This window comes from Tenacibaculum sp. TC6 (genome assembly GCF_050606265.1).
GTDB lineage: Bacteria > Bacteroidota > Bacteroidia > Flavobacteriales > Flavobacteriaceae > Polaribacter.
In genome coordinates, this window is record NZ_JBOCUK010000046.1 from 1 (window position 1) to 19,769 (window position 19,769).

Consider the following 19,769-nt stretch of genomic DNA (forward strand, 5'->3'; position numbering starts at 1 on the left):
ACAAAAAACCAGAGAAGCTAGCCTCTCTGGTTTAAATAATATTTTTTAAATCTGTCAACCTATTTTAGGACGACTCAGATTTTAAATGTAACCACCGGTAATTTACTGTGGTTTGCAATATCTTCAGAAATACTACCTTCAAAAAAGTGTGCTATACCTTTTCTGCCGTGTGTTGCTAGAGCAATAATATCTGCCTTACTGTTATTTGCGTAGTAAAAAATACCTTCTTCAACAGAATAATCAGCAATAATTTGTACGTTTTTAACAGCATCAGCACCTTCATTAGTTTTTGTAAAAAACTTCTCTATTTTTTCTGTTATTTCCTGTGTACTTTTAAACCTGGATGTAGGAGTTATCACATATACCAACTTTAATTCAGTTCCAAGAGCATTAAAAAACGTTTTAGCTTCTTGGTAAGGCTTCAAATCATCATCTGAGAAATCACAAGCAAAAACAGCCGTTTTAAAATCATTTTCAATAGGATGATTTTTTACCACAATAACCGGAACATGAGAATACCTAATAACTTTCTCGGTATTAGATCCGATAAACATTTCTTTAATACCACTCGTTCCTTGAGATCCCATAATAATTAAATCAGCATCTTCTTCTCTGGCTAACTGATCTAATTCACTAAAAATCTTAAAGTGTTTAATAATAGGAGAAACTTTTACACCAACTAAATAATCTGCTTCTAAAAAATCTGAAAACCTTTTTTCTGCCATTTTATACAAAAACATAGTTTGTTCTTGTAAATAGGCTTCAGATTGTGAAGCAATAGCATTAGAAAGTTCAAGCATATGTACAGCTATAACTTCTGCATTATGTTTTTTTGCTAAACTGGCAGCTGATTTTAAAGCATTTTCTGAATAAGTTGAAAAATCAACTGGAACAATTATTTTTTGCATAATTAATAGTTTTTGATTGATGCTCTAAGTTAGTTCTTTTAATATTGTAAAAACATGATTTTTATCAGACTTAACAGTAAATTTATTTTTAATGGCAACCTTTTACCGGTTGTGTAATATTTGATACTGTTTCAGCAGGAGAAATATATGGAATATTGAGTCCTAAACCTCTGATAATAAACAAGAGTCCGATAACAACCACTACATAAGGAATAGCTTTTTGAATTTTTTTTCGGATAGCAGGTGTTGTAAAATTACCTAAGTATACAACAGAAGTCATTAAAGGAATGGTACCTAAACCAAATAAAAACATATATAAGGCACCATATAAAGCATTTGAGGTAGTTAATGTCCCAAAAACTGCCATGTAAACTAAACCACAAGGCAAAAAACCGTTTAGGAAACCGATGGTAAAAAAGGTATCATTTCCTTTCTTTTTTAATTCACTACCTAAAGCAGTTTTTACTTTAAAAATTAATTTATTGATAGGGTTAGCAATAAAAGTTAGTTTGCCGGCTACTTTAGGAAGTAATACCATAAGAATCATGATGAGTCCAACAATTATTGAAAGTTGTTGTTGAAACCCAAAAAAGTAAAACCCTTTACCTAACATTCCAAAGAGGAGTCCAATTAAACTGTAGGTAAACAGTCTGCCTAAATGGTAGCTGGTAATTTGGAAAAATTGCTTTACCGGATTATTTCTCTGAACAGGCAACATAAAAGCAATTGGGCCACACATGCCTATACAGTGAAAACTACCCAACAAACCTAATATGATGGCAGAAAGTAGCATTAGTAAATTAGTTCTTCTTTAAATAAATAATCTTTACCTTCGTATTCCCAATTTATTGTAATGTTCCAGCGACCACCCAATAAACGTTTCTCAGGCACGAGCAAGTATGTATTGGAAAGCGAAAGTGGCAATTCGAAATCCAGTTGTTTATTAGATGGTCTGTAAAGGAACACTTTTCCCTTAATTTTTTGATAATCAAAATCTTTTGGGAAGTTAATAATTAACCCTTCTTCTGACTTTTTAATGGTTATGTTGTTTTTTAACTGCTTAGCATTTTGAGCAGCTTCAATATTATTTTGAAATTCAAGTTCTTTTTGATAGTATTTTTCAGTTACTAAATCATGATTGTACTTTTTATCGGTACTCATAGTTATTACGAAATACATAATAAAACCAATAAAACCTACTATTACTAGTACTATACCCGTGCCCCAATTTAATTTCATAATTTCTTGTTTTTAATGTATTGTAATAAAAGCAATACAACTGATTTGTTATCGGTAACTTCTTGGTCCTAAGAAGTTGGTTGTTGTTGTTTCAATAAGTTTATCGCCACTATAAACCCCTATTCTTATTTTTTCTTTTTCTTGTTTCATTTGAGATTGATGTAGTTCTATAAATAAGGTACCTTCAGCTAAACCTTGTTTAGGAACTTCAAAGTTTTGATGTGTTACTGTTTCTATTTTTCCTTTATGTGATAAAAGTTTGTAACTAACATCTTCTATTGTATGTGTGGTTTTATTAATAACTTTATAGGTATAAATATTACTAATAACATCACCTTCTTTATGCTGATATAATTGTCCCGGTAATCTTAAAATGGTCGCTTCAACATCGTTACGTAAAAACAGCATACCAATAAGCACACTTATTAAAATAGCTAATACAGCAGTATAGCCTTTTATACGAGCAGTGAATTTAAATGGTGCCTTTTTACTAATGTTTTCTTCACTAGCATATCTAATAAGACCTGTAGGTAGCCCTACTTTTTCCATCATATGGTCACACTCATCAATACAGGCTGTACAGTTTACACATTCTAATTGAGTTCCGTTTCTAATATCAATTCCGGTAGGGCATACGTGTACACATTGCATGCAATCAATACAATCTCCTTTACCTGTTGCAGCTCTGTCTTCGTTCTTTTTAAATTTAGCTCTTCCGGTTTCTTTTTCACCTCTTACATAATCGTAGGCTACATTTATTGTTTTGTTATCGAGTAAAACCCCTTGTAACCTTCCGTAAGGACAAGCAATAATACATACTTGCTCTCTAAACCAAGTAAAAATAAAGTAGAATACACCTGTAAAGATTAATAGAGATATTAAGGTGCTAACATGATCAGAAGGATTTCCGGTTATGTAACTGATTAGTTGATCTCCACCAATTAAATAGGCTAAAAATACGTTAGCAATAATAAATGAAATGATAAAAAACAAACTCCATTTCAAAATTCTTTTTCTAATTTTTTCAGCTTTCCAAGGTTGTTTGTCTAACCTCATTTGTTTTCCTCTGTCTCCTTCAATTAGATATTCTATTTTTCTAAAAACCATTTCCATAAAAATGGTTTGAGGACAAATCCAACCACAAAATATTCTACCAAAAACTACGGTAAATAAGATGATAAATACCACACCTATAATCATTGAAATAACGAGTAGGTGAAAATCTTGAGGCCAAAAAGGAAAACCAAAAATATTAAAGCGTCTTTCTAATACATTGAACAGTAAAAACTGGTTACCGTTAATTTTTATAAACGGAGCCGTTAGTAAAAAAGCTAATAAAAAGTAGCTCACATAGGTTCTGTACTTGAAAAATTTACCGCTGGGTTTTTTAGGAAAAACCCAAGAACGTTTACCTTCACTGTTTACAGTACTTATGCTATCTCTAAAATGTTCGTTCTTGGGAGTTTCCATATTAACTAATAAATAACAAAATTGTGTTAACTATTTACTACTTATTTTCTTCTGTTTGTTCTTCTTTTGGTGTTTCTTCTGTTGTTCCGGTTTCTGTAGCTTTTTCAGTAGCAGCAGCTCCGGCTTCCTCATATAAATCTCCTTGAGGTTCTTTTGCTTTTGCTGGTGTAGTACCTTGTAAAGACAATACGTAACTAGCTACTTTTTGTACATCGGCAGGTTTTAGTGTTTTTTCCCAGGCAACCATACCTTTACCATCTCTACCTCCTTTAGAAATAGTTCTGAAAACATTTTTAATACCACCTCCTAAAATCCAGTATTTGTCGGTTAAGTTTGGTCCGATACCACCACCACCATCTTGCATATGACAGGCAGCACAGTTTAGATTAAAAACAGCTTTTCCTCTACTTAAAGAAGCCTCATCTGTAAGAGCTACTACGGTTTCCATATCAATAACAGCATCTTTAGAGGTAGCTCTGAAAGCATCTAATTCTTTTTGAGCCTGAGCAACTGCTTTTTCATATTCAATTGTTTGGTTGTCACCGTTAAAAATGTGGTATCTAACTAAATATACAACACCAAAAATAATAGTAGCGTAGAACATGTATAACCACCATGGCGGTAATGAGTTGTCTAACTCTTTAATACCATCATAATTATGGTCTAATACAATTTCTCCTTCTTCTTCAACTGCTTTGGCTTTCGTCCATTTTTTTAGAAGTTCTTTTGCCCAAGCCCAGTTGTCTACTTCTTCAGGGTTAATGCCCTCTTTTTCCATTTGGAGCTCTTCAGCCTTTTTTAACGCTACTATGTTAACCAATTCTTTTAAAAGTATAACAAGAATTAAAGCAACAATGGCAATCCAAACTAACGGATTTTCATACAGGCTAAATGGGTTTTCATATGCGGTTATTGCTTTTATGATGGCAAATGCTGTTACCCCAATAAAAGTGATATATGCTAATGATTGAAAATATTTTTTCATCAGAATTTTGTTTTACTAGTTATCTAACGGTAAGTGGCTTACCTTATTTATATATTCTTTCTTGGCGGTAAACACCCACCAAAACAACACTACAAAAAATGTAAAGAAAATAGTTAATGAGATAATTGGGTAAATTTCAACTCCCGTAATACTCTCTAAGTGGTTTTTTACAAATTTTAACATGATTTCTAGTTTTTAGCACTTAATTGATCTTCTACATCTTTAACTTTAATATCCGTACCTAATCTTTGTAAGTAAGCAATTAAGGCAACAATTTCTCTATCTTTCATTTCAATGAAATTTAAACCGTTTTCTTGAGCATACTTTTTATCAGCCTGGTATGTTTTGGCAAAGTCAGGGTCTGCGTGTAAATTTTCTTCAATCTTTTTACCCTGTTCTTCCATATTAGTTTGAGCGTTAGCAATGTCGTCTTCTGTGTAAGGAACTCCTAAAGTTACCATTGCTTTCATTTTTCCTTCCGTGCTAGATCTATCTAATTTATTTTTCAATAACCAAGGATATCTAGGCATGATAGATCCCGGAGAAGTACTTTGCGGATCATACATGTGGTTTAAGTGCCAGCTATCTGAATACTTACCACCGATTCTTAATAAATCCGGTCCGGTACGTTTACTACCCCATAAAAATGGATGGTCATATACAAATTCTCCTGCTTTTGCATATTCTCCGTAACGTTCAACTTCACTTCTAAACGGACGAATCATTTGTGAGTGACAGCTTACACAGCCTTCACGTATATAAATATCTCTACCTTCTAATTCTAGCGCTGTATAAGGTTTAACGCTGGTAATAGTTGGAATGTTCGATTTTACTAATAAGGTTGGTATAATTTGAACAATACCTCCAATTAAAATAGCTATGGTAGCGTAAATGGTTAATTTAATAGGTCTTCTTTCTAACCAAGTGTGCCAAGTTTCACTAGAAGTTCTGTATTTAGAAACCTTACTTAAAGCAGCAGCTTCAGCTAATTCATCAGTAACATTACTTCCAGATTTTACAGTTTTAATAACGTTATAAAGCATTACCAAAGCACCTAAGATGTATAAACTACCACCAATAGCACGCATCCAGTACATAGGTATAATTTCGTTTACAGTTTCTAAGAAGTTACCGTAAGTTAGTGTACCATCCGGGTTAAATTGTTTCCACATAGAAGCTTGAACAAAACCGGCAACATACATTGGTAAAGCATACATAATAATACCTAAAGTACCAATCCAGAAATGGAAGTTAGCTAAACCTGTAGAGTGTAATTTAGTTTTAAATAAACGAGGTATTAACCAGTATAACATACCAAAGGTCATGAAACCATTCCAAGCTAAAGCACCTACGTGTACGTGAGCAATAATCCAATCACTAAAGTGAGCAATAGCATTTACATTTTTTAAGGATAACATTGGACCTTCAAAAGTGGCCATACCATAACCGGTAATAGCTACTACCATAAATTTTAATACAGGATCGATTCTTACTTTATCCCAAGCTCCACGAAGTGTTAATAATCCGTTAATCATACCTCCCCAAGAAGGAGCAATAAGCATAACAGAAAAAGCAACACCTAAATTTTGTGCCCAGTCAGGTAATGAGGTATATAATAAGTGGTGAGGTCCTGCCCAGATGTAGATAAATATTAATGACCAGAAGTGTACAATAGATAATCTATATGAATATACCGGTCTATTTGCCGCTTTAGGAACAAAGTAGTACATTAAACCTAAAAAAGGTGTTGTTAAGAAAAATGCTACCGCATTGTGTCCATACCACCATTGAACTAAAGCATCTTGTACCCCCGCGTACACAGAATAACTTTTTAAAAAGCTTACAGGAAGTTCTAAACTGTTGAAGATATGAAGCACAGCTACGGTAACAAAAGTTCCTAAATAAAACCAAACGGCTACGTAAAGGTGTCGTTGTCTTCTTTTTAGAATTGTCCATATCATGTTTACCCCAAAAGCAACCCATACTAAAGCAATGGCAATATCAATAGGCCATTCTAATTCTGCGTACTCTTTAGAGGTCGTAAACCCTAATGGTAATGTTATAGCTGCTGCAACAATAATTAATTGCCATCCCCAAAAATTAAAGTTACTTAAAAAATCACTTGCCATTCTTGCTTTTAATAACCTTTGTAGTGAGTAGTACACTCCGGCAAAGATGGCGTTACCCACAAAGGCAAATATTACGGCATTGGTATGTAGCGGACGTAAACGACCGAAACTTAACCAAGAGATTCCGTCAGTAATATTTGGGAATAAAAACATAAAAGCCAGTAGCAAACCAACTGAGAAACCTACGATTCCCCAGAGTAAGGTTGCATAGATGAATTTTTTTACGATCTTATTATCGTAATAAAATTGTTGCATTTCCATAATCTATCTGAATTTAATATCTATTGTTAGTTGTTAATATTTGTTTCTTCTTTTACTAGTTCATCATCAAACAGCATACGCACGGAAGGCGTGTACGAATCATCATACTGTCCATTTTTTACAGAAACAATAAATGCAATAAAAAAAATAATTGCCACTAAAATGCTTAGTGAAAGTAATAAGTAAATAACGCTCATATCTTGCCTGATAATTATATGTCAAAAGTAACTTTGAAAGAGAATTTAAAATATGATATTTATCATGTTTAAAAATTTCTTGATTTTTTTACCACTAAAGTAATTTTCATAGTTGTAACTTATTGACTTAGTGTATTAAATGTACATTAAAAAAATGATGAATAAAAATTGATTATAAAAGTTGTGAAAAATAAAAAGTATAAAAGGGTAGAGGCTGAGTTTTAACTATTATGGTAATTGATAAAAAGCGGACGCTTAGCTTTATATTTCTAAAACTCTTTTATCTACATTTTTATTGATTTTATCATATATGTAGAGTTACAGAGCTAATATCTTCTTCAGAAAAAATAATAGATTATACTTTTACCGTTAAAATATACCTTGTTAAATAAGTCCCCCCCCGAACTTGATTTTTATATGAGCTCTTAATACGAGCTCATTTTTTATCGATGATTAATAACCACTTATCGATAGTAAATGGTATATCGCCTTAATTTAGAAAAGTTTTGATTAACAATGTGTTACTTTAGTAACGTAGTTTAGAAGTAATAATAGCGTGATGGTAAGAAGTATTAAAATGGTAACCTGTTTTAGTACTTCTTATTTTTTTATAAAAAGGTAAAAAAAGTCTAGAGTTATTAATTAGCTCAATTCTTTATAAGATAATAAAACAGAGGTTATTGAAAAGGTTAAATATATTTTAGTACTTTGTTTTTTGAAAGCTATATTTGATAGCAGCTTAAGAGAGGTAAAATTATTTTTGAAAAAAAAGTTGATGAAAAGGCTATCTAGTTAAAGCAAGCAGAAACTGTTGCTCTGTAAAACTAGCAAGCAGAAGTTAGTATAATATCTAATTTATTTATGGTTTTATATATAGCTGCTTCAAATTCATTTTCGTTAGAATAAGCTAAAATTCTAGATGCAGGAGTACTTATTCTAATTCCGCAATATTTTTCATTAAGGTTATCAGTGTCAATTTTAAAGAAAATATCTGTTTTTTTTACAAACGGATATTTAATTAGTAAATGCTGAAGCTTAATAAGAGAAAACTTTTCAAGTTGGGCGTTTGTGTTTTCAATATTTATATAGTCAAAAGTAATATGCATCCTTATCAGTTTTTAAAATTAAACTCTTTTAAAAGCTAATTCATTTGTTTGAATTCATATTCCTTTAAAAGAGTTTAATGTTTTTAATAGTTGATTACTCGGTTTTCATTATCATAAAGATAAATGATGAATAAATGATTAGTAGTTTCTTTTTGTTGGTAGATTACATTTCAATGCTTTCAAATACGGCATATTCTACACCATTAGAAACATGATCATAATACTCTACTACAAAATCGTTGCTTTTATTAAAATATCCAACCCCATTAAATTCATCACCGGTAATAATATAAAACCCATTGTTTTTAGATTTATAAGCTCTGGCAGAGTTCACTTTCTTATCATCAATTCTATAAGTAATTAATACATTGTCATTATCTATAAAAAAGTCATATTTTTTTCCGTTATGGTTGAAATATTGAATTTCGGTAGATTTATCATAAAACGGATCCATATCATTATCAATCATAACAGTTTTCTCTACCGTTACCGGTGTTTCTATACGATCTTGATTTAATTGATGTTTTTGATTCGGATCAAATTGAGTTCGTTGAGTTTTTTCGGTAATAACTTTTACTTTAGTTTCATAAGCTTCACCTTTTTCATTGACTCTTACTGTTTTTTTTACTTTAGATGTTTTCATAACATCAGACTGTGCATTTACGGTTACAATAGCACATAAGAAAAGAATGCTTAAAGTTATTTTTTTCATTTTATTCATGATATTTAAATTTTAGGTTATCAGTACTTTTTTTAAGATGCTACTTTTTTACATCTATTGTATTAAGGTACTTTTATAATGTAAGCACCTCTAATACTTTTAAGGAGTCTTGTATAGGAATACAATAACTACACGGCAAAGTTATATAGGTAAAAGAGTTTCTCTTAACTCAAAACAAAAAGAGATTTGCTCATATACATTAATGGAAAGAGTTGTATGAAGTAGTTGTATAGTGTTACCTATGATTAAAGTTTTATTCTATACTTTATTATTTATAAGAGAATGATAAGAGTTTCGGAGCTAAAAACTTTCTATGTTTTTACTGCTAAAATTGCTTAGTAATTTTTAATTAAAGAAAAAGCTAACGATTATTATACGAACTGAGTATTCATTTTATATGAGCAAATATAAAAATGAAATGAACTAAGAGCTTATGAGCGTGCTTGTTACTTTTGTACACATATTAATCATAGTAGCATAAGTTTCTCAATTAAATTTATGCTATTATCATAAAACAATATTAGTATGAAACAAGGACGTGAGAATTTCGAGATTGTAAAAAACAAACCAGAATCAAAGAACAGAAATTACATTTTTAAAAATGATACTATTACTAAAGTAGGTTTTTACATTGTAGTTACCGTATTAGTTGTAGGATTTACCTTTGTAGTACTATTTGGTAAGGAGCTACTTTAAAATTATTGCCTGTAAATAAAAACTCTTAAAAGCTCACATGGTAATAGTTATGAAGTTAGATGAGTTAAGATTTAACTTGTTTGAGTTAACAGAAAATTAAAAACTGAAATATTTTTGTTTTAGATAACTAAACCTTATGCTTATGAGTTTTTTAGCAAAAGATAACAGACAATTACTTTATATATATTCATGTGAGTCTAACTTTGGTAGAGAAATGTTAGCCTACGCAAAAAGTATCGATAAAAAAATACAGACCATTGACATTTGTAATGAAAATATTTCACAAACAATATGGTTAGAAATTGCCGATATGATTGGGGTGTCATTAGGAGAATTATTTTCACCGGAACATCCTAACGCTAAAGATGTTGGTAATGCTACAGACTTTTTAGTGTCTGATTGGTTAAAAATAATTAAACATACCCCCAGTTTACTGCAAAACCCAATAGCTATTAATTGTAATAGAGCTATACATATTAAAGAAAAATCAGATATGATGATTTTTTCTGAAAAACTTAATAATGATATTCATTAATGTGTAAAGAAATATGTTTGTGTTTGGCGTACAGTGGAAAATTCGAGAGAATTTTTCATTGTAGCCATTCATAAGCTATATAAACAAGACACTTAGGTATTTAAAAACTCCCATATAATCCCCAGCTAGCGCGAGCATCCTTTGCTCGTGACGAGTAAGAGTAAGCAATTAGAAATTAAATTTTAAAATAAAGATAAAAGCCACGTTATAGACAATTATAGCGTGGTTTTTTAGTTTTAAGAAAGTTGTTTTTTAGCTTCTTTTTGAAACACAAAAGTCTTTAACATAGTTTTATACTGGTAATGTCTTCTTGGGTTAAAAGGTTTTCAAAATAAGAAACAACGATTATACTGTAAAGATTGTAGATTGTATTTTCAGGAAGAGTATAGATATCAAGCTTATAAATCAGATACAAATGACTTCATTAAGGTTTACTAAAATAAAGTTGTGGTGTTAGAGGAATTTCTAGAGTATTACACATTTCTAAAAATACCGTTTAATCAAGAATGTTAAAGATTAGTAAACAAATTAAAACACCATGCTTTAATCGTTTTACGGGTAAGGTTGAGATTGATAAGCTATTTATAAAAATAACTAAGTGTTTTTTAAATAAGTACAATTAATCTAAGAGATACCAAAATCAAAAGGGTTCAGATAAAAATCTAAACCCTTTACATCAACAATCAATCAACCGTGACCTTACTTAACTAACTATTTTTTTTACTAAACTATACACTCCGTATTTGCTTAAAGCTTTTAATGCCGTTTCTATCCAATTAGGAAAAGACAAATCATCTTTAAGCTGATGTTTGATAATTTTTAACTCCTCAATAGAAATATCACGCTGTAAACGCAGTCTTTTTAATTCTTTTTTTATCTCATCGTTATTATTATATATGCTCTTCATCATCAAAAAAGTTTTTAGAAAGGTTTTTAATAATACTGTTTTCAATAGATTTACGTAAAATGTATGTAATTATGGCAAAAACTACATATAGTAAAGCCACTAATAAATACCCTAAGGTTTTATTATTTAAATAATCACTGATTACGTTTGACAAAGCAACGGCTATGAAAATAAAGGCGATTAATAAAAATAAACCTATAATAGTTGCTTTAACAAGTAAACTTATTGAAAGGGTTACTACTTGAAAAGTTTTGAGTTTATAATATTGCTCAGAATTTTTCAAAAATGTTTCGCCTTTTTTTACAGCAGTATTCGTTGTATGTTCTAAGGAGTTAAAAAGTGCCATTATTTAGAAGCTGTTTGTAATTTTTTATTTTTCTCTTTTAAAGCTTTTAATTTACTTTCTAAAGAAGAAATAATATCGTCTGCTTTATAACTGGCATCAGTTACAATGGTATCTATTTTTTCTTCTAACGTATGACTTTTAGATGCAACAGCTTCTGAAACACTATTTCTAATATCAGATGCTTTAGTAGCTAAGGTATCTTTTAAATGATCTGCTTCAGCAGCTAATGAGTCTTTAGTTTCGCTTACTTTATCGGCAATTTTCTGTCTTGTTTTGCTACCCTTGTCCGGAGCAAATAAAATACCTAAACCGGCACCTATGGCCGCACTTACTAATAATCCTATGGTGTTATTGCTATTCATATTTTTTATTTTTAAGGTTACTAATTTATTTCTACAACAAAATTAGCAAGGAAGGCTTTTAAAGATTAACTCTATTGAAATAATCATTAACTCATTTGTGTTTTTTGAGTTAAAAGTGTGATAAACAAAACTATTTTAACAAATAGCTATAGAATCTCTAAAAAAATAGAAATGACGTATTTTAATGAAAGAAGCCCAAACTAAAAAAGCAACTTGAAACGTCAAGTTGCTTTTAATAATTCGTACTCTGTAATTTTATATCAAACTCTATTTAATTACTCTACTAATATTGATTTTTGCTCAAAGGTATCCCAATAATAAGCATCGTTTATCACTACTTTTAAAGCAACAATATGTTCATCTTTTTTCCCGTTTTCATACCATTTCACGTCCTGTTCATCCCACAAAACATCAATTACTTCTTCCGTGTCAAAATGAAATCCCTGCCCGCTTATAGATAAATATTCTTTATCTGTATTGTTAACAAATGTTAGTAACACATTATTATTGTTTTTAATGTTGTTATAATGCTCAGACTGTTTATGTGATAAAAACCAAATAGCATTATTACCTTCAATTGTTTTTACGGTCATTGGGCAAACTGAAGGATTTGTCATATTCAAAGAACTAATTAACATACAGGTAGGATTGTTTATCAAAGTTGATTGAATTTTTCCTACGGCATTTTTACATGCCAATTCGTTAATTTTTACCATGTCTATAAAAGTTTTTTTGCCATTACAAAGATGAAAAACAATTAAAGCTTTGGTTAACTCAAATCAATTTTTAAGGTGCTCATTTGCTTTTACAGGTTAATTTTTTATATGAGCTAATGTTTGAATTGTTTGCGTTAAAAACCAAGTAGCAATCTGAAGAAATTTGCAGTGTAGGTGATTCATTCATCACAAAAAACTAAGTAGTAACCTTAAAATATATTTATTATGGAAATGTTTTCAAAAAGCACAGAAAATAAGTTTAACGATTTATTAGAAAAAGCATATGATGCAGAAAAAGGATTTAAAAAAGCGGCTAAAAATGTTGATAATGCAACCCTAAAAAACTTTTTTACTCAAAAAGCATTAGAAAGAGAAGGGTTTAAAAATGAATTAAGAAATGAGTTGTTAGCCAACGGATTAGAAATTAAAGAAGATAGCGGAAGTGCTACCGGCTTTTTACACAGAGCTTGGATGGATACCAAAGCGTTATTTTCTACAAATGATGAAGAGTCTGTGTTAGAAGAAGTAAGAAATGGTGAAAAAGCAGCTTTAGAAGATTATGAAGATTTGTTAGAAGATACCTCTTTACCGGCATCTACAGTAAACGTACTACGCAAACAACGTAATGCTATTGAAAGTAGTTATAACAGAGCAGATTATTTTGAGAGAATTAAATAATAGATTGCTATACTAAAGAGCTAAAAGCTACCTTATAAGGTGGCTTTTTTTAATGAACAATAACTTTTTTCTTTACTAATTCCTTTTTAATTTCTCTCCAAAACCAAATCTCAGATTCCGTAGTTTTTTCTGTTAACGATTCTAACATTAACAAGGTTCGTTCAAACTGTTGTACATCTTCAGGGTCAGTTGCAGATGTAGTAACATCCTGAAAAATCATTCCCCAATCTTTATATAAAGGCTCTTTAGCATAACTGGTAGCTGTTAGTGTTACATTATAATGCCTAGGATCACGTTTAATTTGCTCATAAAGCTCTAAAACAAGCGCTTCATTTCCTTCTAAAATTTGATAAAACTTTTGATTGTACAGTAATAAACAACCCGAAATTTTTAACTGATGATTGTTTTGTTCAGAAGACTTTAAAATAGCGTAAATATCATCATCAGCTAAGGTTTCAATAGCTTCAGAAGTATAGGTTAGTTGGTATATCATAATAGCTGGCAAATTAAAGCTAAAAACAAATACAAAAAGTACAAAAAAATACTCAGTTTAATATTTTTCAGCCGTAAAATATTTTTTAAAACATACGGTTAGTTATAGTACTTTTGTGCTAATATAAATTTGTATGAAAATAAGTCTAAAGTTTGATAGTAATGCAACCCTAAAATCTTTTTTGAAACATCATTTAAACCGTTTTAATCTAGAATATACCATACATAACATTCAGGAAATACAGTTTACAAAAGAATTATCACTAGCCCAAAAAATGGAGTTACAAGAATTACTAACACCTTTTGGAATTGAAATAGTGAATGATTTGAACTTAGATATTATTCAACGTATAAAAATTTGTATAGATGATATGTTAAGTGATGAAGAAGCAACAAGAATAAATACGTCTGATTATTTATCAGATAAATTAAATTATTCGTATTCTTACTTATCTAACTTATTTTCTGAAGCAACTTATACTTCTATAGAAAATTATATAATTTTACGAAAAGTAGATTTGGTAAAAGATTTTTTAATAACAACCAATCTAACTTTAACAGAAATAGCCTATAAATTAAATTATAGCAGCGTGGCTCATTTATCAGGTCAGTTTAAAAAAACAACTGGATTAACCACTTCTGCGTTTAAAAGAATTATAGAAAAACGTAACCAGTTAACTACTAACTAAACATGACTAAAAAGCCCTTAAACGTAATTTTAACAGATGATGATTTAGATGATCGTTTGTTTTTTGAAGAGGCAATTGAAGAAATTGAGGTAGCAACAAAGCTTACCACATTTAACCATGGTCAACATCTTATGGATTATCTGCATAGCAATGAGGCTGTTTTGCCGGATTTAATTTTTTTAGACTTGAATATGCCCATAAAAAACGGAATGGAGTGTTTGACGGAAATAAAAAGAACCCCTAAATTGCAAAACATTATTGTGGCTATATATTCAACATCTTCATCAGAAGCAGATATTGAAGAAACCTTTGTAAACGGTGCCAGTATTTATATAAATAAACCGGAAACTTTTAAAGAACTAAAAAAAGCCATAGAAAAAGTATTACAAATTAATTGGCAATACCATACTTCTAACCTTAAAAAGGAAAATTTTTTATTAAGATTATAAGTTAATGATTCGTACTAAAAAGCTTTTAACAACTAAAATATATGTATTACTATCTGTATTTGCAGTAGGTACTTTAGTTGCTGTATTTTTAGTATCGTATTTATTTTTTTTAAAATTTGAAAGCTCTGTAGAAGAATCAACCGCGGTATATGAAGAGTTTATAAAGTTAGATGAACTTTCAAAAAAATATAAAATATTAGAAGAAGAACACCTGCAGGCATCGTTACTAAAACAAAAAATGAATGCCAAAAAGGTACAGGCTGTTAACAATCATATAGATAGTATTATTAATCACCTGCGTTCTAATTTTAAAAATGATGACATTCAGTTATCAAGAATAAAAGACATATCCTTAAAACAACAACAACTTTTTGATGTTTTTTCGGTAACCGATTCTACCACCTACATGTCTAGAAGAATGATACAAAAAAGGGTAGGAGAAATAGGTAGTTTATTAGAAGAAATTGATTTAATAAAAGAAAGGATAGTTAACTACCAACAGGCTAAAATATCAAAAGCTGCTATAGACAAAAAAAATAAAAATTATTACTTGGCTTTAATGATGATTATTTCATCATTAGTAGCCATTTTATTACTCCTGTTATCTATTTATAAATTATTTATTGATAAAAAAGCCCATACCAAAACCGCTTCTTTTTTAGAAAATATTTTAGAAAGTACAGAAAATATAGTAAACCTTTACCTTCCTGTTTATGACCAAAACTCTGATGTGGTTGATTTTAAAATTGAGTATGCCAGTAAGGCAAATAAACAACTAACTCATTTTGAGATTGATGATATTGAAGGAATGCACGTTACGGAGGTTTTTCCTTTTTTAAAAAAGGAAGGAATACATAAATTAATAGAATCGTTTACAGAAAAAAAGGTTATAGAAGAAATTTCTGAAGTAGTTGTAAAAGGAAAAGAAAGAACGTTACTTACTCGTTTATTCCCGGCAGAAAATGATATCAAAGTTATTATTTCTGATATTTCTAAAGCTACCCAAGATGCCAAGCAATTAGCCAAATTAAATGCAGAGTTATTACTGAGTAATAATTTATTAAAAGAGGCCGAAAAGATTGCTGAAATGGGAAGCTATGTTTGGTATATGGATCGAGATTATACGGTTTTATCAGACAACGTGTATCGAATTTTAGGCTACGAACCGCAAGAATTTGAATCTTCTTCAGAAAAGTTCAGAGAATTTACCCATCCGGAAGATGTGGCCCTGTATGACGCTAATGTTAACGAAGCCTATGAAAATGGAAAACCTGTAAAATTTACTTTTAGAGTAATAACCAAACAAAACCAAATAAAATATATTTATACAAACGGTATATTTAATAAGCATGGTGAAACAACAACCATGATTGGTGTTATACAAGATTTAACCAAACAGGTAGCTGCTGAAAAACAATTGCAACAAAAAAACGCCGAGTTAATTCATCAAAACATAGAGTTAGAATCATTTAACAGAATTGCCAGTCATGATTTGCAAGAACCGTTGCGCAAAGTACAAATGTATTTATCTCGTTTGTCTGAGGCAGAAAACTTATCTGAAAGAAATCAAAATTATATTGAGAGAGCTACAGATGCCAGTAAACGTATGCGTAAACTGATAGATAATTTACTGGCGTTTTCTCGTATTAACCGAAAAACAGATGATTTTACATTGGTTGATTTAAATGAGGTATTACAAAATGTGCAAGACGAATTATCATTAAAAATAGAAGAATCTGAAGCTTATATACAAACCGAAACCTTACCTAGTGTTCGAGGCATAGATTTTCAGCTTAACCAACTATTCAATAATTTAATATCAAATGCTATTAAATATCGTGATACGAATAAAAAGTTGGCAATTCAAATTGTTTCTAAAAAAATTAAAAGCAGTCAAATAGATGAACCTTTTGTAAAAGGACATGAAGCTTACTACCAAATAAAAGTCATTGATAACGGTATTGGGTTTGACAACAATATGCGCGATAAAATATTTGAAATGTTTCAACGTTTACACCAAAAACACGAGTATTCCGGTACCGGTATAGGGTTAGCTATTTGTAAAAAAATAGTAGTAAAACATGAAGGGTATATAACAGCTACCAGTATAAAAGGTAGTGGTTCTGTATTTACGATGTATTTACCGGCTTAACGTTAACTTCTATAAACAGCATTTCATTGCATCTCTTTATTAAAATAGCTAAAAATAGTACCAACGTATGTATTGGTAAAAAATGTACTCTAGTTACAAGAGCAGTATAGCTGTTCTTAAAATTATGTAATACAAACAAAAAATTGTGTAACGTAAAAGATGTGCTGCCGTTAGATCTTTGCTATATAATTTAAAAACTATAAACAATGAAAAAATTAATCAAATTTTTTAGTGTATTTGCGGTAACCTTATTAGTAATGAGTTCATGTAGTAAAAACGATGATCCGAAAGATAATAATTTGTTTGTTGGAACCTATGAAGGTAAAGTGTCTTACTCAAACGATAGTAATGAAATTTCAAATGAAAGCGGTAGCGTTACTGTTACTAAAGTAGGAGATAGCTATAGCTTTATCTTTTCAGATGATATTCCTACTCTGGGAGACTTAGAAATTGAAAAAGGTGAAAACAAATTTGAATTAGATTGGGATGAAGCTAGTATTATTATCATAGATGAGAGTACCCTAAATATAAAAATGGCAAAAAACGGTAAAACATGGAGTGCTAACTGTAAGAGGTAGTACCATGTTAATTTTGAATTGTAAGAGGATGTTTTTTAAAAGCATCCTCTTTTTAGTTTTTATTGATGGCACATCGAGTGGTTTTTCTGAGGTAAAGAAAAAAACTGTATCGAAATGTTGTTATTCTTTTAATTAACGTGAGTTCAACGTAAGAATTTGTAGCAGGCAAAGCAAAGCTTTGCTTTTCTTTTACGCAGAATAATCTGAAAAAGCACTGAAACCAGGAGTAAAACGACGCAGTGTTTTTCAGATGGTTTTAAACGAAGTTTAAAAATTCCTCGTAAAAGTGTCTTTTCTTTTGGTTCGTTTTCTTTGGACAAGCAAAGAAAATGAACAATAAAGATTTGTTAAAATCATAAACGAATCATAAAGATGTAAAACAAAAGTTATATTGAACTTACGTTAATTAAAAGAATAACAATATTTCATATTCGTAATACTAATCAAACTCAGATTATTACAATAAACTTCCTCTAGTTACCTGACAGGTATAGTTAGTGTCTTGTATATTAAGAACTTGTTTAGGTAAAAGTATCGTTAAAAAACAAGATTTCTAAAAATTATATAACACAAAGCAAAAATTGTGTAACAAAAAAGCTTCCTCACCATTGCATCTTTGTAATGTAATTAAAAACGATCTAAAAATGAGTACACTATCTAATGATTCAGATAAACTAAACGCAAAAGTTGGTCGTGTAATTGCTAAGGCAGAATACTTAGCAAAAATACAATCAGAAGCTAATATGGTGGCAAAAGAAAAAAAGCCTTTAGATAAATAAAAATGAAACCATTTTAAAAAACTAAGCCATAACTAAAAACTAAGAAATTATGAAATCAATACATATAAATACCAATTCAGCAGCAAAGACATTTAGCCAATTACAAGAACAATTATCTGCCTCTTATGAAAAATGTTTTAAAGAGCACTGTTTACGTTTTCATAACCCCTTAGGATCAGGTGAAGTACGAGGAATGTTGTTAAAAAACAGTATTTTTTATTTAGAATTTAACGTAACCTTTGAAGAAGATGTTGTGTTACACATAGAGTCAGACATTGATAAAGCCGTAAATTTTGCGTACTGTTCAGAAGGAACCGTTACGCACCAGTTTACCGGAAATACTCAGAAAAATGTTTTAGAACCTTTTCAAACCGCTATTTTATCTAACGTAGTATCGGCTAATAATACCATTTATTTTCCTAAAGATACCTTTGTGAATATTACGCTAATTACGTCATACAAATTAACAAAAGAAGTAAAAAGCAATACGGTACAAGAGCAGTTGTTTGAAACGTTTATTAAAGATAAAAAAGAAAACCACGCCTTTATCAGTTCTTATAATTTAGAAATAGCTGAAAAAATTCAGCAATTAAATGCTATTAAACAAGATGGCGTTGTACGAAGTTTAATAGTTGAAGGAATGGTACATATTATTTTAGCCTTAGAAATACAACAATATAAAAGAGATATTAAAAACACGGCAGTTAATACAGGTAGCTTAACAGTAAATGAAATGAAAGAAATTAAAGAAATTTCAACCTTTATTAAAAACTACCCTGAAGAAGCCACAACGGTAGATGATTTATGTAAAAAAACAGGTATGACGGCTGCTAAATTACAAGAAGGATTTAAGTTAATGCATCATACCACGGTAAACGATTTTATTCGTGATGAAAGAGTTAAAAAATCAGAGCAAATGATTAAAAACAGTGATTTGAATATTTCTCAAATTGTATATTCAATAGGTTTTTCAAGCAGAAGTTATTTTTGTAAAATATTTAAGCAAAAATATAACTGTACACCAACCGAATACAAATCTAGAGTTAAGTTAGCTGCAACAGCATAATATATATCAATCAAAAACGAAATAGGAAGTTATACATAAAATAGCTTCCTATTTTTATTAGCGTATATTTTGGTGTAAAAGCCTCGATTTATAAATAGTTTTACCATTAAGCTACAGATAAACGAATTGTATCTTTTAAAAAAAGTAGGATACCTAAAAAGTAAAAAAAAGCTGTAAATGTGTTGTATTTTTACATCATCAAAAAACCTATCGTAAGATAACATAATACCCCATGAGTCGTCCTAAAATAGGTTGACAGATTTAAAAAATATTATTTAAACCAGAGAGGCTAGCTTCTCTGGTTTTTT

General features: G+C 30.1%; 24 protein-coding genes and 1 pseudogene. 10 read left to right on the top strand and 15 right to left on the bottom strand.

What is annotated here, in order from left to right:
- Positions 1-74 precede the first annotated feature (74 nt).
- The 10 genes from ACQY1Q_RS16110 to ACQY1Q_RS16155 all read right to left on the bottom strand — a co-directional run bounded on the left by ACQY1Q_RS16110 (position 75) and on the right by ACQY1Q_RS16155 (position 9,007).
- A complete protein-coding gene (locus ACQY1Q_RS16110) occupies positions 75-908 on the bottom strand; it encodes a universal stress protein (protein ID WP_431006361.1) in 834 nt (277 codons plus the stop codon).
- A gap of 88 nt (positions 909-996) precedes the next feature.
- Positions 997-1,701: a sulfite exporter TauE/SafE family protein gene (locus ACQY1Q_RS16115; RefSeq protein ID WP_431006362.1), complete on the bottom strand. Its 705-nt coding sequence runs from the start codon at positions 1,699-1,701 to the stop codon at positions 997-999.
- The gene (locus ACQY1Q_RS16120; RefSeq protein WP_431006363.1) at positions 1,701-2,147 is read right to left on the bottom strand and encodes a FixH family protein; all 447 of its coding nucleotides are present in this window, start codon (positions 2,145-2,147) and stop codon (positions 1,701-1,703) included. The genes ACQY1Q_RS16115 and ACQY1Q_RS16120 overlap by 1 nt, the downstream gene beginning before the upstream one ends.
- A 48-nt stretch (positions 2,148-2,195) precedes the next feature.
- On the bottom strand, positions 2,196-3,617 hold the full coding sequence (gene ccoG / locus ACQY1Q_RS16125) for a cytochrome c oxidase accessory protein CcoG (protein ID WP_431006364.1): 1,422 nt from the start codon (positions 3,615-3,617) through the stop codon (positions 2,196-2,198).
- A 37-nt stretch (positions 3,618-3,654) separates the two neighbouring features.
- Complete coding sequence (locus ACQY1Q_RS16130; RefSeq protein WP_431006365.1) at positions 3,655-4,602, bottom strand: cbb3-type cytochrome c oxidase N-terminal domain-containing protein; 948 nt, start codon at positions 4,600-4,602, stop codon at positions 3,655-3,657.
- A gap of 15 nt (positions 4,603-4,617) precedes the next feature.
- The gene (locus ACQY1Q_RS16135) at positions 4,618-4,785 is read right to left on the bottom strand and encodes a CcoQ/FixQ family Cbb3-type cytochrome c oxidase assembly chaperone (protein ID WP_431006366.1); all 168 of its coding nucleotides are present in this window, start codon (positions 4,783-4,785) and stop codon (positions 4,618-4,620) included.
- 5 nt (positions 4,786-4,790) lie between these two features.
- Positions 4,791-6,992 (bottom strand): cytochrome-c oxidase, cbb3-type subunit I, encoded by a 2,202-nt coding sequence (ccoN, locus tag ACQY1Q_RS16140; protein WP_431006367.1) that lies wholly within the window; start codon positions 6,990-6,992, stop codon positions 4,791-4,793.
- A gap of 26 nt (positions 6,993-7,018) precedes the next feature.
- Positions 7,019-7,189: a cbb3-type cytochrome oxidase assembly protein CcoS gene (gene ccoS, locus ACQY1Q_RS16145; RefSeq protein WP_431006368.1), complete on the bottom strand. Its 171-nt coding sequence runs from the start codon at positions 7,187-7,189 to the stop codon at positions 7,019-7,021.
- Positions 7,190-8,013: 824 nt separating this feature from the next.
- Positions 8,014-8,295: an HPF/RaiA family ribosome-associated protein gene (locus ACQY1Q_RS16150; RefSeq protein WP_431006369.1), complete on the bottom strand. Its 282-nt coding sequence runs from the start codon at positions 8,293-8,295 to the stop codon at positions 8,014-8,016.
- 163 nt (positions 8,296-8,458) lie between these two features.
- Complete coding sequence (locus ACQY1Q_RS16155) at positions 8,459-9,007, bottom strand: hypothetical protein (protein WP_431006370.1); 549 nt, start codon at positions 9,005-9,007, stop codon at positions 8,459-8,461.
- 534 nt (positions 9,008-9,541) lie between these two features.
- Between ACQY1Q_RS16155 and ACQY1Q_RS16160 the strand changes: the two genes are divergently transcribed.
- The 3 genes and pseudogenes from ACQY1Q_RS16160 to ACQY1Q_RS16170 all read left to right on the top strand — a co-directional run.
- Positions 9,542-9,712: a hypothetical protein gene (locus tag ACQY1Q_RS16160; RefSeq protein WP_431006371.1), complete on the top strand. Its 171-nt coding sequence runs from the start codon at positions 9,542-9,544 to the stop codon at positions 9,710-9,712.
- 142 nt (positions 9,713-9,854) lie between these two features.
- Positions 9,855-10,247 carry an arsenate reductase family protein gene (locus ACQY1Q_RS16165; protein WP_431006372.1) on the top strand — a complete coding sequence of 131 codons (393 nt, stop codon included), beginning with the start codon at positions 9,855-9,857 and terminating at the stop codon, positions 10,245-10,247.
- Between the two features lie 318 nt (positions 10,248-10,565).
- Positions 10,566-10,840, top strand: a pseudogene (locus tag ACQY1Q_RS16170) (IS1 family transposase); the annotation flags it as partial.
- 110 nt (positions 10,841-10,950) lie between these two features.
- Here the strand turns inward: ACQY1Q_RS16170 and ACQY1Q_RS16175 are convergent.
- From ACQY1Q_RS16175 to ACQY1Q_RS16190, 4 genes are all read right to left on the bottom strand, one after another.
- Positions 10,951-11,157, bottom strand: a complete 207-nt coding sequence (locus tag ACQY1Q_RS16175) for a hypothetical protein (RefSeq protein ID WP_431006373.1) — start codon at positions 11,155-11,157, stop codon at positions 10,951-10,953.
- Positions 11,138-11,500, bottom strand: a complete 363-nt coding sequence (locus ACQY1Q_RS16180) for a hypothetical protein (protein ID WP_431006374.1) — start codon at positions 11,498-11,500, stop codon at positions 11,138-11,140. The genes ACQY1Q_RS16175 and ACQY1Q_RS16180 overlap by 20 nt, the downstream gene beginning before the upstream one ends.
- Complete coding sequence (locus tag ACQY1Q_RS16185; RefSeq protein ID WP_431006375.1) at positions 11,500-11,862, bottom strand: YtxH domain-containing protein; 363 nt, start codon at positions 11,860-11,862, stop codon at positions 11,500-11,502. The genes ACQY1Q_RS16180 and ACQY1Q_RS16185 overlap by 1 nt, the downstream gene beginning before the upstream one ends.
- A 275-nt stretch (positions 11,863-12,137) precedes the next feature.
- Positions 12,138-12,578 (bottom strand): pyridoxamine 5'-phosphate oxidase family protein, encoded by a 441-nt coding sequence (locus tag ACQY1Q_RS16190; RefSeq protein WP_431006376.1) that lies wholly within the window; start codon positions 12,576-12,578, stop codon positions 12,138-12,140.
- A gap of 225 nt (positions 12,579-12,803) precedes the next feature.
- On the opposite strand from ACQY1Q_RS16190, the gene ACQY1Q_RS16195 reads away from it, so the two are divergent.
- Positions 12,804-13,256 carry a ferritin-like domain-containing protein gene (locus ACQY1Q_RS16195; RefSeq protein ID WP_431006377.1) on the top strand — a complete coding sequence of 151 codons (453 nt, stop codon included), beginning with the start codon at positions 12,804-12,806 and terminating at the stop codon, positions 13,254-13,256.
- 49 nt (positions 13,257-13,305) lie between these two features.
- Here the strand turns inward: ACQY1Q_RS16195 and ACQY1Q_RS16200 are convergent, their stop codons facing one another.
- Positions 13,306-13,749 (bottom strand): BLUF domain-containing protein, encoded by a 444-nt coding sequence (locus tag ACQY1Q_RS16200; RefSeq protein WP_431006378.1) that lies wholly within the window; start codon positions 13,747-13,749, stop codon positions 13,306-13,308.
- A 133-nt stretch (positions 13,750-13,882) separates the two neighbouring features.
- On the opposite strand from ACQY1Q_RS16200, the gene ACQY1Q_RS16205 reads away from it, so the two are divergent.
- The 6 genes from ACQY1Q_RS16205 (at position 13,883) to ACQY1Q_RS16230 (ending at position 19,461) form a co-directional block, all read left to right on the top strand.
- Positions 13,883-14,437, top strand: a complete 555-nt coding sequence (locus tag ACQY1Q_RS16205; RefSeq protein WP_431006379.1) for a helix-turn-helix domain-containing protein — start codon at positions 13,883-13,885, stop codon at positions 14,435-14,437.
- A gap of 2 nt (positions 14,438-14,439) precedes the next feature.
- Entirely contained in the window at positions 14,440-14,886 is a 447-nt protein-coding gene (locus ACQY1Q_RS16210; RefSeq protein ID WP_431006380.1) for a response regulator, read from the top strand.
- Positions 14,887-14,890: 4 nt separating this feature from the next.
- Positions 14,891-17,038 (top strand): ATP-binding protein, encoded by a 2,148-nt coding sequence (locus tag ACQY1Q_RS16215; protein WP_431006381.1) that lies wholly within the window; start codon positions 14,891-14,893, stop codon positions 17,036-17,038.
- A 206-nt stretch (positions 17,039-17,244) separates the two neighbouring features.
- Positions 17,245-17,616 carry a hypothetical protein gene (locus ACQY1Q_RS16220; RefSeq protein ID WP_431006382.1) on the top strand — a complete coding sequence of 124 codons (372 nt, stop codon included), beginning with the start codon at positions 17,245-17,247 and terminating at the stop codon, positions 17,614-17,616.
- Positions 17,617-18,260: 644 nt separating this feature from the next.
- The gene (locus ACQY1Q_RS16225; protein WP_431006383.1) at positions 18,261-18,395 is read left to right on the top strand and encodes a hypothetical protein; all 135 of its coding nucleotides are present in this window, start codon (positions 18,261-18,263) and stop codon (positions 18,393-18,395) included.
- 49 nt (positions 18,396-18,444) lie between these two features.
- Positions 18,445-19,461, top strand: a complete 1,017-nt coding sequence (locus tag ACQY1Q_RS16230; protein WP_431006384.1) for a helix-turn-helix domain-containing protein — start codon at positions 18,445-18,447, stop codon at positions 19,459-19,461.
- Positions 19,462-19,769 lie beyond the last annotated feature (308 nt).

Coding starts and splice junctions, on each gene's coding strand:
- ccoG (WP_431006364.1), bottom strand. CDS start 3,617: ATGGAAACTCCCAAGAACGAACATTTTAGAGATAGCATAAGTACTGTA.
- ACQY1Q_RS16225 (WP_431006383.1), top strand. CDS start 18,261: ATGAGTACACTATCTAATGATTCAGATAAACTAAACGCAAAAGTTGGT.
- ACQY1Q_RS16150 (WP_431006369.1), bottom strand. CDS start 8,295: ATGCATATTACTTTTGACTATATAAATATTGAAAACACAAACGCCCAA.
- ACQY1Q_RS16160 (WP_431006371.1), top strand. CDS start 9,542: ATGAAACAAGGACGTGAGAATTTCGAGATTGTAAAAAACAAACCAGAA.
- ccoN (WP_431006367.1), bottom strand. CDS start 6,992: ATGGAAATGCAACAATTTTATTACGATAATAAGATCGTAAAAAAATTC.
- ACQY1Q_RS16135 (WP_431006366.1), bottom strand. CDS start 4,785: ATGTTAAAATTTGTAAAAAACCACTTAGAGAGTATTACGGGAGTTGAA.
- ACQY1Q_RS16185 (WP_431006375.1), bottom strand. CDS start 11,862: ATGAATAGCAATAACACCATAGGATTATTAGTAAGTGCGGCCATAGGT.
- ACQY1Q_RS16195 (WP_431006377.1), top strand. CDS start 12,804: ATGGAAATGTTTTCAAAAAGCACAGAAAATAAGTTTAACGATTTATTA.
- ACQY1Q_RS16110 (WP_431006361.1), bottom strand. CDS start 908: ATGCAAAAAATAATTGTTCCAGTTGATTTTTCAACTTATTCAGAAAAT.
- ACQY1Q_RS16230 (WP_431006384.1), top strand. CDS start 18,445: ATGAAATCAATACATATAAATACCAATTCAGCAGCAAAGACATTTAGC.
- ACQY1Q_RS16205 (WP_431006379.1), top strand. CDS start 13,883: ATGAAAATAAGTCTAAAGTTTGATAGTAATGCAACCCTAAAATCTTTT.
- ACQY1Q_RS16120 (WP_431006363.1), bottom strand. CDS start 2,147: ATGAAATTAAATTGGGGCACGGGTATAGTACTAGTAATAGTAGGTTTT.
- ACQY1Q_RS16220 (WP_431006382.1), top strand. CDS start 17,245: ATGAAAAAATTAATCAAATTTTTTAGTGTATTTGCGGTAACCTTATTA.
- ACQY1Q_RS16115 (WP_431006362.1), bottom strand. CDS start 1,701: ATGCTACTTTCTGCCATCATATTAGGTTTGTTGGGTAGTTTTCACTGT.
- ACQY1Q_RS16210 (WP_431006380.1), top strand. CDS start 14,440: ATGACTAAAAAGCCCTTAAACGTAATTTTAACAGATGATGATTTAGAT.
- ACQY1Q_RS16180 (WP_431006374.1), bottom strand. CDS start 11,500: ATGGCACTTTTTAACTCCTTAGAACATACAACGAATACTGCTGTAAAA.
- ccoS (WP_431006368.1), bottom strand. CDS start 7,189: ATGAGCGTTATTTACTTATTACTTTCACTAAGCATTTTAGTGGCAATT.
- ACQY1Q_RS16165 (WP_431006372.1), top strand. CDS start 9,855: ATGAGTTTTTTAGCAAAAGATAACAGACAATTACTTTATATATATTCA.
- ACQY1Q_RS16175 (WP_431006373.1), bottom strand. CDS start 11,157: ATGATGAAGAGCATATATAATAATAACGATGAGATAAAAAAAGAATTA.
- ACQY1Q_RS16215 (WP_431006381.1), top strand. CDS start 14,891: ATGATTCGTACTAAAAAGCTTTTAACAACTAAAATATATGTATTACTA.
- ACQY1Q_RS16200 (WP_431006378.1), bottom strand. CDS start 13,749: ATGATATACCAACTAACCTATACTTCTGAAGCTATTGAAACCTTAGCT.
- ACQY1Q_RS16130 (WP_431006365.1), bottom strand. CDS start 4,602: ATGAAAAAATATTTTCAATCATTAGCATATATCACTTTTATTGGGGTA.
- ACQY1Q_RS16190 (WP_431006376.1), bottom strand. CDS start 12,578: ATGGTAAAAATTAACGAATTGGCATGTAAAAATGCCGTAGGAAAAATT.
- ACQY1Q_RS16155 (WP_431006370.1), bottom strand. CDS start 9,007: ATGAAAAAAATAACTTTAAGCATTCTTTTCTTATGTGCTATTGTAACC.